Source organism: Providencia sp. PROV141, assembly GCF_028481645.1.
Taxonomy (GTDB): Bacteria; Pseudomonadota; Gammaproteobacteria; order Enterobacterales; family Enterobacteriaceae; genus Providencia; species Providencia rettgeri.
The window spans coordinates 1-15,485 of record NZ_JAMPPR010000032.1; the positions used below are offsets into that span (position 1 = coordinate 1).

Consider the following 15,485-nt stretch of genomic DNA (forward strand, 5'->3'; position numbering starts at 1 on the left):
CGAATAGGTAACAGCATGAGCGTAAAACTATCAAGTTATGTATGGGATGGCTGCGCAAGTGCAGGTTTGAAAATAACCTCTGTTGCGATTATGGCTCGTCTCGCTGACTTTTCAAATGATGATGGTGTTTGTTGGCCATCGGTACCGACAATTGCACGGCAAATAGGTGCGGGTGAAAGCACGGTACGTACCGCTATTAAAAACTTAGAAAAAGCCGGTTGGTTATCAAGCGAAAAGCGCCGTAAAGGTAACCGAAACGCGAGCAATATCTATCAATTAAATGTTGATAAATTAGCTTCAGCGGCAATGGCTGCACTTTCTCAACCGCCAGTTTCTGATACGTCAAATCCTGACGCATCAAAATCTGTTGCATCAAAATCTGTCCCGTCAGAATCAAGCAAAAATAATCGTTTTGACCCGCCAGAATCTGGGGGCGATCCGTCAGTAACTTCAATACATGATCCATCAGTAACTAACTCTTCGTCGCAGAATTCTAACGAATCCAGCGACCAGTCAAAAATTGATTTTTTAAATCGTTACCCAGAGGCGGTGATTTACAGCACTAACTTCCAAAAATGGGGCTCAGCCAATGACCTCAAATGCGCGGAATGGTTATTTGAGCGCAAGTGCGAGGTATTCAAAGAACTTGACCTGAAAGAACCTAAAGCCCCAAATCTTACTGATTGGGCTAACGAAGTTCGCTTGATGGTCAGCGTTGACGGGCATAGCCACAAAGAAATTTGCCAATTCTACAAACGCGTAATTCAAGATGATTTCTGGAAGAAAAACGTTCAGTGCCCAAGAACACTACGCAACCAGTGGGACGACCTCACATTACGCCTCGCTGGTGAGCAAAAAGTTAAGGTCGATGCTGTTGAGCGTGATGAAGCATTCACAAGAATTATTGGTTCCCGTTCAAAACCTCAAAATCGTATTGAGGAAATTGCAAGTGAACTGGCTGGGAAATCAGGCGTTCGTCGCATGACGGACTTTGTAGGCCGCAAGGCATGGGCTGGGATTTGGCAACAAGCAGCAGAGCTAGCAGCTAGAGAGGTGACAGCGTGATGCGTAGTGAAACTAAAACAATCTATGGTGTTGACGTGCTAGGCATGATTTCCATGTTCAAACAGCTGCGTAAATGGCGCACTATTCGCAAGCTCCGCAACAGATGGAATCAATCCCGTCGTGATTTAGTGACCTGCAGGAAGTTTCGCCACTTAAACCATCATGCTGACGATTTTCAAGTTCAGCAGCGTTATAAGCATATGCGCGAGTATGTTAAATCCCACCAGCAGCGGGGGACTATCTAATGAAATTAACATACGGATCGGTGTGCTCTGGCATTGAAGCTGCAAGCGTTGCGTGGGAATCATTAAAAATGAAACCTGAGTGGTTTAGTGAGATAGAGCCATTCCCTTGCGCTGTATTAAATCACCACTGGCCAGAAGTTAAAAACCTAGGCGACATGACCACTATCACTGACAAATTGAAAGCGGGTGAAGTAACCGCACCTGACGTATTGGTGGGCGGTACTCCATGCCAAGCGTTCAGCGTAGCGGGTTTACGCGGTGGCTTAAGTGATGAGCGTGGGCAATTAACTTTATCATTTGTTGAATTAGCGGATTGTATCGATGAAATCAGAAAAAACGAAGGCAAAGAGCCAGCGATTATCGTCTGGGAAAATGTCCCCGGCGTCCTCAGCAGCAAAGACAATGCCTTTGGATGCTTTCTTGCTGGACTTGCCGGGGAAAGTGAAGAACTTAAGTCAGCAGGGGGAAAATGGCCAAACGCTGGTGTTGTGTCTGGACCACAAAGAACTATTAGCTGGAGAATCCTCGATGCTCAATATTTCGGAGTGCCCCAACGACGTCGTCGTATCTTCGTTGTCGCAACTGCTAGAAAAGACATCAGTGTCCCAGAAATACTATTTGAGCGAGAAAGCCTGTCTGGGGGTATTAAATCGCGCAGCGAAGAGAAACAGACGGTTGCCGCCCTCACTGCAAATGGCGTTGGAGCAACGGGCGCAGATGATAACCAAGCTTTAGCGGGGCATTTAATTGTTGGTCCATTAGATACGCAATGTGGATATGAAAAGCATTCAATGCAATCAATTGCACTTGGTCATATTATTGCGTTTAACCCACAGGCTGGCGGGAAAACATCGGCCACATTAGGCGCTAACTCACACACAGTTAGCTGCATTCAAGCATCGCAGCAGCCAGCCATTTTATTAGCCGGCAACATTATTGGCCGCAAACCTGAGAATGGTGGAAACCAAACGGGCTATAGCGAAAGAGATATTTCTTACACTCTCACTAAAATTGATTTTCCTGGTGTTAGCGTAAATAACATCGTACGCAGATTAACCCCAATTGAATGCGAGAGATTACAAGGCTTTCCCGATAATCACACCAAAGTACCTTTCAATAATAAATCTATTGATGATTGCCCAGATGGTCACCGCTATCGCGCTCTAGGCAATTCAATGGCTGTGCCAGTCATGCGTTGGATTGGTGAGCGTATTTGCAATGCTGTAGCGCAGGCCATGCCGCAAAGTGATTACGTTAAAAAGCTCAATGCGTTGAAGTTACAGCCTACACATAAATTAAATGAAATTGGGGATCAGTGGCAATCACCTGAAAACCTCGTATGTGGCATTAATTCAATTTATGGACCTTTCACACTAGACCTATTCACTGATGGTGAAAATAGCAAGGCTCCTCATTTCTATACAGCTGAAGATAACGCACTCACGCAAGATTGGTCAGCGAAGTTAAAAGAAATTGGTGGTGTTGCCTTTGGTAACCCTCCGTACTCACGTAGCTCATATCATGGAAAGCAAGCAATAACAGGCGTTCGTCACATTATGTCCCATGCTTCAGCGATGCGGGAACTTGGTGGCCGTTATGTCTTTTTATTGAAAGCGGCAACGAGTGAGGTGTGGTGGCCAGAAAATGCAGATCACATCTGTTTTATCCGTGGGCGTATTGGTTTTGATGTTCCGAAGTGGTTTGTCCCCGCTGATGAAAAACAAAAACCAACCGGTGCATTCTTTGCTGGGGCAATTGTTGTTTTCGATAAAACATGGACCGGAAAAGCATTTGATTACATTAGCCGTGAAGAATTAGAGCAGCGCGGTAAGGCATTTATAGAGCAAGCGCAATGGTTAGCTAAAAAACTGGGGGTGGCTGCGTGAGGGTCGACACTTACCAACAATGCATTGAAATTATTAAAGCGGGTCGTCAATTCGACACCTTTAACACAAATCATCTCAAAAGCGTATGCGGGTACCACAAATTATTATCCAGAAGAATGCTAATTATTTTGGTTGAAATTGGATGTGTGAAATACCTCGGCGAAACGAAAATAAATGGCAAAGGACACGCAACTAGCCAATACCAAGTGACCCCATACGCCATCACCAAACTAAAGCAGTCAATTGAGAAAGAGAGGCAAGAAAAAGAGCGCCAGCAGGCTATTAAAGCCAAGGCAAAAATTAAATCAAAACAACCAACCAAGATTAAGAAGATTGTTGAAATTAAGACGCAAGAACCTGATTTGGGGTGCGGGTACAAGGTTGTTAAAAAAGCAAATGTAAAGGGAATGGGTATCTCTTACTTGAATGGATTAGACCAGATGCTGGCGGAGGTTAGACAGTGAAAAACAAAATGCCAGAAATCCACCAATGCAAATGTGGTAGCGAGGATCTGCATATTCAGACTCTTGAATATCGCACTTGGTTTTATGTTTATTGTCATAGCTGTGGGGCGAAAGGCCCTGCAGTAAATGATAAGCCATCTGCAGTGGCAATTTGGAATGAGATGGTGTCAAAATGAGCAACTCATGGGTATTAACTCCAATCCCCGTGCCTGAGCTTGGTGCGGTGATATTTAGACCAGGAGTGAGTGAGCTATCAAATTTCAATGGTCGCATGCTCATTATCCCAGTACCGAATTCACTAAGAGATAAATCAGTAGGGCCTATCTCTCTTTCTTCATCATTCCTCAGCGACGAGTTCAGTGATATTGAAGAGATAAAGCAGGTATTAAAACTAACCGTAGATCCTGAGCCACCAGCTAGTTTGATGTTAAAGCCAAAATTACAGCGCTGGACTAATGATAAATACCTGCAGTGGGTAAAATCACAACCATGTTGTGTCTGTAACTCTATCGCGCATGATGCACATCATCTAATAGGCCATGGTCAGGGTGGAATGGGCACTAAGGCCCATGATTTGTTCACTATCCCGTTATGCCGAGTACATCATGATGTATTACATCAAGATCCAAATGGCTGGGAGCGTGAGCACGGAAGCCAGTTGGTTTTGTTATTTAAATTTCTAGATCGGTCTATCGGTCTGGGTGTTTTCGGTTAACGTAGGGTGCGGCCTACTAAAGAGGTATTAAGTGATTTATCCATTAACAACAGGTAAAGGTGAAGAGCATTTAAAATTACGTACGCTGGAAAGCGTGTGGATCCGTGGACGTTTAAAAATGTGGGGACGATGGGCGGCATTTAGTAAGGTACCAGATGCAGCAGGTATGTTTAACCAGTTATTGGAAGAACCAACAATTACCAAAAAAGCCTTAAAAGATGCAATGAAGAGAATGCGCACATCTGGTCTATCCAAAGAAACGCTATTAATGTTCTTGGAAGAGTTTAAAGATAAAAAGGCACTCAGTAGCATGTGGTTCTGTTCGGATGCTGAAGGCGGCAAAATGGATAAAGTCATTTGTGAGGTTATGAAAGCTGATGCTGGATTGTTGGATATCCTAAAAGAGCATTATGTTTATAAAAAATCCAAGTATAAAATTGCGCTGGAGCTTTTCGAACAAGACGGCCGTTATTGTTTGCGCACATATCAGGATAGAGTTAAGGCGTGGATTAGTGTTGCTGAGTTTATGCTGTATCGTCCTATGTGCGACGAATTCGACCATAAATATCATTACGGTGAATAAAGCTTGACTATTCTGCCAATAAAGTTATAGTTTTCGTATATGCTGAGCGAAGCTGTACACGTAAGGTAGGAGAAGAATATAAGGCCTCGCAATAGCGGGGCTTTTTTGTTTTACAGCTAAATTTATAGAATAGTATAATCTATCAGTTTTCTAAACTCAGATTATACAAATTAATCTTTGAATCTTCATTAGAATATCCAAATAATTTAATAAATAAATTTATTTAAATTATTTATAAATGTTTTAGTATCGAGAAAAAATGCAGGATATGCTGTTTTGAGTTCATGTAACGAACTTACAGAAACCATTGCTGCGACTTTATGACTATTGCTAGCACACAACCTTTCTTGTTCCAGGTAGAACTGAGAGGCTTTTTTGGAAAATTGAGATGGGAAGGTTTTGACGTCAATTTTTCTATTATCTGTATCAACTACAATGACACAATAACCATTAATATACTGATCGCTTTGGCTGATATGCTCAGCTATTTGACTAAAAGCATTAAGTACTTGTGATACGTTAAGGTCTCTAGATAGCTGTTTAAGCTCTTCAGAAGTCATATTGTGACTTTTTCTCAGTGTATTATCTTTTGACTCAATTTGATAGAATAAATCGGATACTAATATAAAAAATCTTAACCATCTAGGATCACCCATATTTGATTTGAGAGATTCACGTCTAAAAATGCCTACCATCTCTACTGCTGTCGCCCAACTGTGTTGAATTGCAGTTCTAAGTTGCATTTCAATTTTTAATCCATTTAATAATGGATATTTAGTGTTTTTGAAGGCATAAACAAGATGTAAACTTTTATAACCTGATTCTTTTGTATTTAGAATATAGTCATCTTCTCTTTTGAATTCGTGATGAAATTTTAAATTCAGGATATTATTTCTTATTGTATATACTTGATCTATATCATCAACAATTGCACGACACCCACCTAGATCTTGCATTTTACTGAGATTCATATTAGTAAACCTAGCTAGTTTACCAACAATAGAAGGCAATCTTTTTATTCTGGATGAAACTAATGCATTGGCACAAACCAATTTAGACTCTCTATCCAGATATTTCACCATCTGTTCTAGTGGGTAAACGTGGCACATTCGCCACTCATGAAGAATATTTACATCATCGTCTAGATAAGTCGTTCTTTGGTTATAGCTATTAACTAATCTATCACCCGTTCTACCAATTTCTTTTCTTGAAACACTTAATTCATACATTATTTCACCCGTATAAATTTGTTTGAATTTTAAGATAAATGCTGCGTTTTGAAATATAAACCAGACAAATTATAAAAGGAGTATATTAATTTGTATTATTTTTATGTACAGATTTTATTTGTATATAAAGATCACAATTATGATGAATATGTTGAAATTGATAATAAATTGAATAATAATTTTAATAAGTTGGTAATTTTCAATATTTAATTCCAAGGGTTGTTTGTTTAGCATATTTTTTTGGTGATTAATTTTGAAGGGAAACCTTGATTGAATAATGAGCTATGACATTTTGATGAGTTAAATATTTTCATATAGTAAGCGATAACCAGATTCTAATAATAAAGTATGGGTTTATGTAACTAAAAAATGGAGGGCAACAATCAAATTATTGAGTTCAGAAAATAGAGTGCATTATAAATATCATAAACTGTAAGGTTATTAGTTTATCTAAAATATAGTTTCCGAAATAAAACACAAAATAACTTAACTTTAAAAGCCAGGTCACTTCGGTGCCACTTTTTTATTGGCAAATAGTATTTCATTAATTTATCAACACCTCATACAGAGAAATCGGTAGCTGCGCATAGGACGGAGTTGCGCCCGTGATCTATTTCGTTCTAGCTGCTATTGCGGTGGCTTTCTATTAACTAAACATCGGAACACTCCGCAGGGGGTGGATATGCGTATGCACGAAAAATACTCAAGCCCCTTTTCTTATGCTCTCGGAGTTATCACCACAGCTGCTGGGGCTTTATCGTTAGACCAGTGGGCGGTACTCATTGGGATCATCTGTACAGTCGCCACATTCTTGGTGAATTGGTACTACAAACGGAAAGAATTCAAATTAAGAGAGGCTAACAGTGGCAAAAATACCAAATAAAATAAAAATGGCCGCTGCAGCTGGTGGACTGATGACCTTAACTGTTGCGATGGTTGCAGAGTTTGAAGGGTATGAGTCCAAACCTTACCGTGATGTAGTGGGAGTTCTTACCGTATGTTATGGGCACACGGGCCCCGACATTATCCCCACAAAAATCTACACAAAAGCCGAGTGTGATGCGCTGTTAGTAAAAGACTTAGCAATTGTCGCTAAGGCTGTGAACCCTTTAATTAAGGTTGATATCCCTGATTATACAAGGGCGGCACTGTACTCATTTACATATAACGTCGGAACAGGTGCTTTCTCACGTTCTACGCTACTAAAAAAACTCAACGCTGGTGATCAATCTGGCGCATGTAATGAACTTAAACGCTGGATATATGCAGGGGGTAAGCCGTGGAAAGGGTTAATGACAAGACGAGAAGTAGAAAAAGCCGTATGCCTTGGCGAGTTCGCCTATGCATATCCGCTTTCATTATCGGATTCCCAATCTACTTGGCAGCTGGCGTATATGTACTCAGAGACGATACCTGCAGTACTGACAAGGTAAGTCTAGAAAAACGATGTCAAAAAGCTATCGACTACTATAAGGGCAGGCAGGTGAACTTATGAAGATAGATAGCTCCACTTGGTTGTTTCTTATGGTGGTCGGTCTAGGCTGGTGGGCTGTAAGTGAATATGAAAGCAATTCGTTGCTGAAGATAGATAACAGTAACAAAAGCAAAATTATTGCTATTCAGTCACTTCAATTCAATCGGTTTAATCAAATAGCCACTACAGCTTATCGCCATGGCATTCAAACAGAAGCCAAATCACAGGAGAAAGTCATTGAATATCGAGAAATACTCAAAAAAGAGCTTACTTGTGATTTGCCTGTGCCTCAGCCTATTGCTGATGGGTTGCTCAAGTACACCCACGAATTACGGGCAATGTACGCCGATCCCCAAAACACTAACCGAGCCAGTGTTGGTACCATTACCACCGGTACCCTAACTTATTGCCAAGCGGTGCTATGGATTGATTCTTTATTATCAGCATTGGATAAGGCTAATGGGCAAATAGAGGCAATACGGGAAATTGAAGCTACTCAAAATGATATTAAATAGCGTTCGCGCATATAGGTCACTGTAATGGTTATTAAGAAGACCGAATAGTGTGGCGTATTTGAACGAAAAGATGTCAAGATGTATTTTTCGTCATCAGGTATAATTAATTCATTGAATAAATTATTCTGGGTTAATGTTAAATGAATGACAAAGTAGATAACTGGATAGATAAGGCTGAGCGAGTTATAAATCTAATTAGACCCAAGGCCTATAATACTATTGCTAAGGTCACTATTCTTACAGGGTTAGGCTTGATTGGTGAATCGCAAATTAATTTTATACATGCAATAGTTGCAGCCATTTTTGAGGAATACATTGGCAAATCAGAGATTCTTAGAACTGTTCTGGATGTTTCAGGTAGTCCAATTACAGGTTTTTTGCTCGTAGTGGTAGGTATGATTTATCACATAATAGTGACGCTAGGTAATGAATATATAAACACAAAAAAGTCTGAATTACCTAAGTATCCAATGTTAAAATTTTTTTTCAAAAATAAACATGATAGTTCATTTTCGAATGGCGAGATGCATTTAGATAAACCTAAATATACTTTCGAACAATGTCAAAGCATTCCTGAGTATAGTAAGACAGTCGAAAATACGGAAGAACACTTATCAGCTAACGAAACACCACTAAGCAAGTCTCTAAAATTTATCGATTACTCTTTGCCATCTGGATATCAACATCCAAAAACAACGAAGGTCAATAAAAGATTTTACAAGGAAAGGTTAGATATTTTACAAGAGTGGTTGGGATATGAAAAATTATGCCTTTCTATTGCCAACGATAGTGAGATATTTGCAAATGACATTAAAGTCAAAATTAGTATTCCTAGAAACGGACGAATTACTGTAAAAACTACAAGGGATAAGATACCTAAAAGGCCGGAGACTCATATTAACGTAGGCCCAATTGGAATGCTAAATTCTAATTGTTCTAACGAGCCATTTTATGATAAATACCGGCCATTTATTACGGAATCTGATGATATCTATGAAATTAACTGGAGAATAGAGAAACTTCAAGCTAAGACCTTTACTGGAAGTAGTTTTGGTTTGTGGGTGAAAATTAACGAACCTATAGATATAGACTGCACTGTATTTTGTGACCAGCTTCCTAGGCCTTTTAATTCCAAAATAACACTTCATCCATCAAGCAATATCGAAGTTATAGAGCTAGCCGATATTATCGAAGGTGAGAATTTCGAGCGCCTATATATTAGTATCCGCGAGGCATTTAAAGAAGATGATGATTAGAAGATATAACATTAATTTACTATATTATATAGGCGCATTTCTTTAGTAATTATGATGGGATCACATACAAATTTTAAAATCCGATGACCATTCGGTACTACTTAGTTAAATATATCTAAAAGAAAGTTTTAAAAATCACCAGCTAATCACCGATGTTTTTTTATTTGTCAAGACCACAAGCGAGCGAACTAGAAGATAATCGCCTATATGATTGTGAACACTAACTCTATCTAATAAGAAAGTTTGAGGCGATCGAGAAATTGAAAAAGCGAGATTTTCTCGCTTTTAATTAGTTTTAATTAGTTTTAATTGATTTTTTGTTCTTTTATTTTTTCCTCTAAAAGATTAATAATCAATTTTTTGTATAATTCATTGATTTTTTTATTTTTAATTTTGTTGTTATTGTGTTTTTTTTCAAGTTCGGCTTTAGTGTTTGATATGATTTTTTTTATTCCATTTAGTTGGACAAGATTATTAGTGAGAGTATATTCATCATTTGGAGAATTTTTATATGTGGTTTCTATCTCTGATTTTATCTTTTTTAATATTTTTTTGATTTCGATTTCTGCATTGCTATTATCATAGTTTATTTTTTTTAGGCGTAAAATAAGAAGATAAATTGCTTCTTTGGTTTTTTCGTTTTTTGAAGAATAGTATTCATTGAATAGTTGACAGAGTTTGTATACGAAAATCATCACTAAAAATGTAAAGTAGTAATTAGCAGGTAATGTTTTTATAAAGCTCACTAGATCAAAATCCCCATTGTAAGTCAAATAATACCATATTGCTAAAAAGGATAATAATACAGTCCATAGTGATGAGGTTATTTTTAATATGTCGTTTATTTTTTTTTGGTGATATTTATAGGAAAATAATATTTCAAGTAGGTAGAAGCAGCCAATAGTGATTGGATAAAAATAGTTGTTATTTTCAATGTATTCAATTTTAATGATTAAAGGAATAAGAAGAAGAGTATTCACTATGAGAACTAAAGCCAAAAAACACGTTAAATTTTTTTTCATGGAATTATTTACTCTTAAATAGATATGTTTTTTATAGAACATTAACATATAAATATGTAGTGCTACATGAGTGTTCATTAGAATTAAAGACGTTCACCTAGAATTCGGTGTGCCTCTTCAATTGGGAATTCATCCCAGTAATATCCATTCATATACCTGTATTCAGGTGCTGTTACTCGCCATAAGCTTTTGGTAACTGAAGTAAAATACTCAACTCGTTCATCTAATTCGGTGATAAAATCTTTAACGGAGCCAGAGAGTTGAAGATTTTTTATTTGACTGTGAAATAGAACTACAATATCGCTTAATTGATATTGCTCAGCTTTTAATGGGTCTATACCAAATAAGGTATGCATGGCATGGTGAAGAGCCTTTCTTTCTAATAATGGTTCAAAAGGTGTTGCGTTATCTTGTCTGTATAACTCAATAAAAATGCAGAGCCTCACGATTTGATTTAAGCGTCTTGAAATTTTTAGCTTAGTCAAATCAGTTTGGTTCTCAGGTTCTATATTATGGGATTTCATTATCCCATCTTTAATAATGATTGCGATATCAACTACAGAATTAACGTTTAACATTCTAAATCTCCATTAAAAATAAAATGATATAGACATTTGGCTTAAAGTCAAAAGGTACTCCCGAGGGGGCCCCTACCACGAGGCGGCGACCACGCGGGAAACGGCTCATTTTCAATTTTTCATGCTGTCAGCAGCAGGTGAGGTAACCTTTTGATTTAATTTGCAAATATCAACATTGAGGTGACAATTTTCAAAATGAGTTGTCACCTCAATGTGTTATATCTATCTGATAATAAATAAAAATATCAGTTTTCACCTGACAGAGTGAGGTGTCAATGTCCAACATCAGCAATCTGGGGGACGCCTACAACTGGAGCGTGGCTAAGATTGCTGAAGCATTCGGCTTGAATCGCGGAACAGTTAAAAAGCGATTGCTCGATGCAAACACCCCGATAGCAAATATGGTTCGGGGGAATCCCGTTTACGCTTTACGAGATATCGGCCCGATACTTTTCGGCGCTGACCCTGATGCCAATACGAACAGCTTACAAGACCCATCATTAATGCCACCCAAGGATCGCAAAGATTGGTTTCAGTCTGAAAACGAACGGATAAAACTAGAAACCACACTTAAACAACTGGTTCCTGTTGCCGATGTGCATTTGGAAATGGCGGTGCTGGTTAAGGCAATAACCCAAGTTTTAGATACATGGCCCGATAAATTAGAGCGAGATAAGGGATGGAACGCGGAGCAGCTCACTGAGGTGCAAATCATTGTTGATGAATTACGGGATATTCTCGCTTCTCGCGTGATGGATGCGGAGGATTTTGACGAATGACAGTAAATTATGCCTCAGCATCAACGGTAAGAAAGGATGTCGCATCATTATTAAAAGCTCCCCGTAGAATTCCAATTGCTCAGGCTGTAAAAAAATATATGCGCGTTCCAATGGGGGAAGGCTCTTCAATACCGTGGGATGATTCATTAACACCTTATATTATTGAACCCATGAATTGCCTTGCAGATCGTCGCTATGACTCAGTGATATTTGTTGGTCCAGCTCGAACAGGAAAATCATTGGGGCTGATTGATGGCTGGATCGTCTATGTCATTGTTTGTGACCCTGCAGACTTTCTTCTCATCCAAATGACGGAAGAAAAGGCGAGGGAGCACTCTAAAAAACGATTGGATAGAGCCTTTCGTTCAAGTCGAGAGGTGGCTAAAAGACTAAGCCCTCACCGCAATGATAATAACGTTCATGACAAAACATTCAGGGCGGGGAATTATTTAAAAATTGGCTGGCCATCCGTCAATATTATGTCCTCTTCGGACTATCGGTTTGTTGCATTAACGGATTATGACCGGTTTCCTGAAGATATAGACGGAGAGGGTGATGCCTACACACTAGCCGCAAAGCGTACAACGACATTTATGTCCGCAGGTAAAACACTTGTTGAAAGCTCTCCTGGTCGAGAAATAACAGACAGTAAATGGCGACGAAATACACCTCATGAGGCACCACCTACAACGGGGATTTTGTCACTTTATAATCGGGGTGATCGCCGCCGCTGGTATTGGCCATGTCCGCATTGTTCAGAATATTTCTTACCAAACCGTGAAAACATGGTGGGCTTTAGTGAGGGCGATGACCCAACAGTAGGTAGCAAGGCAGCACGATTACAGTGTCCACACTGCATGGGAATTATCGAACCAGAACAGAAAAGAGAGCTAAACAATAAAGGCGTTTGGCTTAGAGAGGGGCAGTCGATTGACCAAAATGGCGTTATAACAGGTGAGCCAAGAGAGTCACGCATTGCTTCATTTTGGATGGAAGGTCCTGCCGCGGCTTATCAAACATGGGAAAAGTTAGTTTATAACTTACTTAATGCGGAGCAGGAATACGAGCGAACAGGCAGCGAGGAAACGTTAAAGTCAGTCATTAACACTGACTGGGGGCAACCGTATTTACCGAAAATCAGCCAAGAACAGCGAAGCGGCGATGATCTCAAGGCTCGTGCTGAGTATTGGGATTATGGAACGGTACCCGATGGTGTTCGTTTTCTTGTGGCTACCGTTGACGTGCAGGGTGGTAAAAAACGTCGATTTGTTGTTCAAGTCACAGGCTATGGCGCTGGAGGTGAACGTTGGATAATAGACCGTTTCGACATCACTCGCTCTTTACGTTATAGCGAAGATGGTGAGGCTAGAAAAATAGACCCATCTTCTTATGCGGAAGATTGGAATATATTAATTCCTGATGTACTTGATAAAACCTACCCACTTCAAGATCGTGAAGATTTAGAAATGGGAGTCCACGCTATGGCGATAGATACCGGTGGTGAGGAAGGGGTAACGGATAACGCTTATCAATTTTGGCGTAAATGCAAAAAAGACGGCCTAGCGCGCCGTGTCTATCTGTTTAAAGGAGATGGTAAAGCCAAAAGCAAGCTGATTACCAAATCCTACCCTGATAATACGGAACGTTCAGACCGCCGTGCAAGAGCGCGTGGTGATGTGCCTATTTATTTGTTGCAAACAAATGAATTAAAAGACCGTATTTCCGCACATTTAGGGCGGGAGACTGTGGGTAATAACTATGTCCATTTCCCTGACTGGCTCGATGATTCGTTTTACGATGAATTAACGTATGAAGAGCGCGACAGCAGCGGAAAATGGTCAAAGCCGGGCAAAGGGGCTAACGAAGCTTTTGACTTGATGGTCTATGCACATGCGTTAGTTATTTTACTCGGTTACGAAAAAATCAAATGGGAGAACCCGCCTAAGTGGGCTCAGTTGCCGGATATCAGTGAAGTTAAACTATCACCTCTGACTTCTAATCAACCTCCTCCAAAATCAACACCAATTCAAACTCAAACAGAAACGCAAGAAACCAAGCCTAGCGCAAGTTCGGCATGGACTCCTGTGTCTTCAACATCTGGGGGATGGGTATGACCCGAGACGAAATTAAAGAAATGAGGGACGCGTATCTAAAAGCGGAAATGGAAATACTGCAGGGGAAAAGTGTCACATTTAATGGGCAGTCCATGACAATGGAAAACCTCAGCGAGATCCGCAAGGGGCGAGAATACTGGGAGAGGCGATATGCACAAAGCAGTGCTACAAAACGCAAGTCACCCGGCTATAAATTAGCGAGGTTCCAATGAATTTTCTTGATAAAGCCATATCGGTGATTTCACCAGGATGGGCCAGTAGTCGCTTGCGCTCACGAAACCAAATCCTCGCCTATGAAGCTGCAATGCCATCACGGCAACATAAAGCAAGGCGAGAGCCCCGTAATGCCAATCAATTAACGCAAACTGGGGGGAAATCATTGCGCGAGCAGGCGCGGTGGTTAGATAACAACCATGATCTTGTGATTGGTATCCTCGATAAAATGGAGGAGCGGGTTGTTGGTAGTAGGGGGATCATCGTTGAACCTCAGCCACTATCAATAACAGGGCAAATCCATGAAGAACTAGCCAAACAAATAAGATCTGCTTGGGCTGAATGGTCAATTCGTCCAGAAGTGACAGGGCAATTTACGCGCCCAATGCTTGAGCGTCTCTTGGTTCGAACATGGATACGCGATGGGGAGGTCTTTGCTCAATTAGTCAAAGGAAACCAAAAGGGGTTGGATAAACAAGCGGGGATTCCGTTTTGGTTGGAAGCACTTGAACCTGACTTTGTTCCTATTCATCTTGATGATACAGGGGAAAATATCCGACAGGGGATCCAATTAAATAACTGGGGTCGCCCACAATCCTATTCTGTTTACAAAAACCTGTTAACCGCAGGACAGCAAATGGGAGATCTCAAATCCATCCTCGCTGAAAACATGCTGCATATAAAATATGTACGGCGGTTACATCAGGTGCGTGGTGTCAGTTTATTTTCAGGTATCTTAATGCGCCTAAGCTCTTTGAAGGACTATGAGGACGCAGAGCTTACAGCAGCAAGGATTGCAGCTTCATTAGGGATGTACATTAAAAAAGGTGATGCCAGTTTATATGATGCTGATGAAGATAAAGAAGACCGAAATATCATCATTGAACCGGGCATAATCTACGATGACTTATTGCCCGGTGAAGAAGTTGGCATGATCAAATCGGATAGGCCAAACCCAAACCTTGAAAACTTTCGGAACGGTCAGTTAAGAGCTGTTGCTGCAGGTAGCCGGGGTAGCTATTCCAGTATTGCTCGTGACTACAACGGAACATACAGCGCACAAAGACAAGAACTGGTGGAGTCATTTGAAGGGTATTACATCTTGCAAGATACCTTCTGCGGCTCAATTAGTCGGCCTGTTTATCGACAATGGCTACAAATGGCGATTGCATCTAGGGTAATCATCCTTCCGCCTGATGTTGACCTCAACTCACTTTATAACGCCACATACAATGGCCCTGTCATGCCATGGATTGATCCGCTTAAAGAATCAAATGCATGGAAAGCACAAATTCGCGGTGGTGCTGCGACAGAAAGTGATTGGGTTCGCGCTAGAGGTGGTAACCC

18 protein-coding genes are annotated in these 15,485 nt (G+C 40.2%); 15 read left to right on the top strand and 3 right to left on the bottom strand.

Annotated features, from left to right (window positions below; all coding sequences use genetic code 11):
- The 7 genes from PSF09_RS18870 to PSF09_RS18900 form a co-directional block, all read left to right on the top strand.
- Positions 1-1,065, top strand: a 1,065-nt coding sequence (locus PSF09_RS18870; RefSeq protein WP_272684312.1) for a helix-turn-helix domain-containing protein, incomplete at its 5' end; no start/stop codon positions are given.
- Positions 1,065-1,310, top strand: a complete 246-nt coding sequence (locus PSF09_RS18875) for a hypothetical protein (protein WP_272684313.1) — start codon at positions 1,065-1,067, stop codon at positions 1,308-1,310. The genes PSF09_RS18870 and PSF09_RS18875, both read left to right, overlap by 1 nt.
- Positions 1,310-3,196: a phage N-6-adenine-methyltransferase gene (locus PSF09_RS18880; RefSeq protein WP_272684314.1), complete on the top strand. Its 1,887-nt coding sequence runs from the start codon at positions 1,310-1,312 to the stop codon at positions 3,194-3,196. The genes PSF09_RS18875 and PSF09_RS18880 overlap by 1 nt, the downstream gene beginning before the upstream one ends.
- Entirely contained in the window at positions 3,193-3,660 is a 468-nt protein-coding gene (locus PSF09_RS18885) for a hypothetical protein (protein WP_272684315.1), read from the top strand. Before PSF09_RS18880 ends, PSF09_RS18885 begins: the two co-directional genes overlap by 4 nt.
- On the top strand, positions 3,657-3,836 hold the full coding sequence (locus PSF09_RS18890) for a hypothetical protein (protein ID WP_210839047.1): 180 nt from the start codon (positions 3,657-3,659) through the stop codon (positions 3,834-3,836). Before PSF09_RS18885 ends, PSF09_RS18890 begins: the two co-directional genes overlap by 4 nt.
- Positions 3,833-4,375: a DUF968 domain-containing protein gene (locus PSF09_RS20460; RefSeq protein WP_442959955.1), complete on the top strand. Its 543-nt coding sequence runs from the start codon at positions 3,833-3,835 to the stop codon at positions 4,373-4,375. The genes PSF09_RS18890 and PSF09_RS20460 overlap by 4 nt, the downstream gene beginning before the upstream one ends.
- A gap of 31 nt (positions 4,376-4,406) precedes the next feature.
- Complete coding sequence (locus PSF09_RS18900; protein WP_272684316.1) at positions 4,407-4,958, top strand: DUF1133 family protein; 552 nt, start codon at positions 4,407-4,409, stop codon at positions 4,956-4,958.
- A gap of 206 nt (positions 4,959-5,164) precedes the next feature.
- Here PSF09_RS18900 and PSF09_RS18905 read toward each other — a convergent pair whose 3' ends face one another.
- A complete protein-coding gene (locus PSF09_RS18905; RefSeq protein WP_272684317.1) occupies positions 5,165-6,187 on the bottom strand; it encodes a RelA/SpoT domain-containing protein in 1,023 nt (340 codons plus the stop codon).
- A 682-nt stretch (positions 6,188-6,869) separates the two neighbouring features.
- On the opposite strand from PSF09_RS18905, the gene PSF09_RS18910 reads away from it, so the two are divergent.
- The 4 genes from PSF09_RS18910 to PSF09_RS18925 all read left to right on the top strand — a co-directional run bounded on the left by PSF09_RS18910 (position 6,870) and on the right by PSF09_RS18925 (position 9,432).
- Complete coding sequence (locus PSF09_RS18910; protein ID WP_109913315.1) at positions 6,870-7,070, top strand: phage holin family protein; 201 nt, start codon at positions 6,870-6,872, stop codon at positions 7,068-7,070.
- Positions 7,051-7,620, top strand: a complete 570-nt coding sequence (locus PSF09_RS18915; protein ID WP_272684318.1) for a lysozyme — start codon at positions 7,051-7,053, stop codon at positions 7,618-7,620. The genes PSF09_RS18910 and PSF09_RS18915 overlap by 20 nt, the downstream gene beginning before the upstream one ends.
- A gap of 58 nt (positions 7,621-7,678) precedes the next feature.
- Complete coding sequence (locus tag PSF09_RS18920; RefSeq protein ID WP_272684319.1) at positions 7,679-8,176, top strand: hypothetical protein; 498 nt, start codon at positions 7,679-7,681, stop codon at positions 8,174-8,176.
- A 140-nt stretch (positions 8,177-8,316) separates the two neighbouring features.
- Positions 8,317-9,432, top strand: coding sequence for a hypothetical protein (locus PSF09_RS18925; RefSeq protein WP_272684320.1), 1,116 nt, complete (start codon positions 8,317-8,319; stop codon positions 9,430-9,432).
- 305 nt (positions 9,433-9,737) lie between these two features.
- On the opposite strand, the gene PSF09_RS18930 is transcribed toward PSF09_RS18925, so the two are convergent.
- Positions 9,738-10,454 carry a hypothetical protein gene (locus PSF09_RS18930; protein ID WP_272684321.1) on the bottom strand — a complete coding sequence of 239 codons (717 nt, stop codon included), beginning with the start codon at positions 10,452-10,454 and terminating at the stop codon, positions 9,738-9,740.
- Between the two features lie 83 nt (positions 10,455-10,537).
- Positions 10,538-11,032 carry an ECs1072 family phage-associated protein gene (locus tag PSF09_RS18935; RefSeq protein ID WP_272684322.1) on the bottom strand — a complete coding sequence of 165 codons (495 nt, stop codon included), beginning with the start codon at positions 11,030-11,032 and terminating at the stop codon, positions 10,538-10,540.
- 275 nt (positions 11,033-11,307) lie between these two features.
- Between PSF09_RS18935 and PSF09_RS18940 the strand changes: the two genes are divergently transcribed.
- From PSF09_RS18940 to PSF09_RS18955, 4 genes are all read left to right on the top strand, one after another.
- Positions 11,308-11,811, top strand: coding sequence for a DUF1441 family protein (locus PSF09_RS18940; RefSeq protein WP_102140851.1), 504 nt, complete (start codon positions 11,308-11,310; stop codon positions 11,809-11,811).
- Positions 11,808-13,925, top strand: a complete 2,118-nt coding sequence (locus PSF09_RS18945; RefSeq protein WP_272684323.1) for a phage terminase large subunit family protein — start codon at positions 11,808-11,810, stop codon at positions 13,923-13,925. Before PSF09_RS18940 ends, PSF09_RS18945 begins: the two co-directional genes overlap by 4 nt.
- Complete coding sequence (locus tag PSF09_RS18950) at positions 13,922-14,137, top strand: hypothetical protein (RefSeq protein ID WP_102140841.1); 216 nt, start codon at positions 13,922-13,924, stop codon at positions 14,135-14,137. Before PSF09_RS18945 ends, PSF09_RS18950 begins: the two co-directional genes overlap by 4 nt.
- On the top strand, positions 14,134-15,485 hold a 1,352-nt coding region (locus tag PSF09_RS18955; protein ID WP_272684324.1), incomplete at its 3' end, for a phage portal protein. The genes PSF09_RS18950 and PSF09_RS18955, both read left to right, overlap by 4 nt.

Bases quoted from the DNA above. Each gene is read 5' to 3' on its own strand.
- PSF09_RS18875 (WP_272684313.1), top strand. From the start codon at position 1,065: ATGCGTAGTGAAACTAAAACAATCTATGGTGTTGACGTGCTAGGCATG.
- PSF09_RS18880 (WP_272684314.1), top strand. From the start codon at position 1,310: ATGAAATTAACATACGGATCGGTGTGCTCTGGCATTGAAGCTGCAAGC.
- PSF09_RS20460 (WP_442959955.1), top strand. From the start codon at position 3,833: ATGAGCAACTCATGGGTATTAACTCCAATCCCCGTGCCTGAGCTTGGT.
- PSF09_RS18905 (WP_272684317.1), bottom strand. From the start codon at position 6,187: ATGTATGAATTAAGTGTTTCAAGAAAAGAAATTGGTAGAACGGGTGAT.
- PSF09_RS18910 (WP_109913315.1), top strand. From the start codon at position 6,870: ATGCGTATGCACGAAAAATACTCAAGCCCCTTTTCTTATGCTCTCGGA.
- PSF09_RS18920 (WP_272684319.1), top strand. From the start codon at position 7,679: ATGAAGATAGATAGCTCCACTTGGTTGTTTCTTATGGTGGTCGGTCTA.
- PSF09_RS18925 (WP_272684320.1), top strand. From the start codon at position 8,317: ATGAATGACAAAGTAGATAACTGGATAGATAAGGCTGAGCGAGTTATA.
- PSF09_RS18930 (WP_272684321.1), bottom strand. From the start codon at position 10,454: ATGAAAAAAAATTTAACGTGTTTTTTGGCTTTAGTTCTCATAGTGAAT.
- PSF09_RS18935 (WP_272684322.1), bottom strand. From the start codon at position 11,032: ATGTTAAACGTTAATTCTGTAGTTGATATCGCAATCATTATTAAAGAT.
- PSF09_RS18940 (WP_102140851.1), top strand. From the start codon at position 11,308: ATGTCCAACATCAGCAATCTGGGGGACGCCTACAACTGGAGCGTGGCT.
- PSF09_RS18945 (WP_272684323.1), top strand. From the start codon at position 11,808: ATGACAGTAAATTATGCCTCAGCATCAACGGTAAGAAAGGATGTCGCA.
- PSF09_RS18950 (WP_102140841.1), top strand. From the start codon at position 13,922: ATGACCCGAGACGAAATTAAAGAAATGAGGGACGCGTATCTAAAAGCG.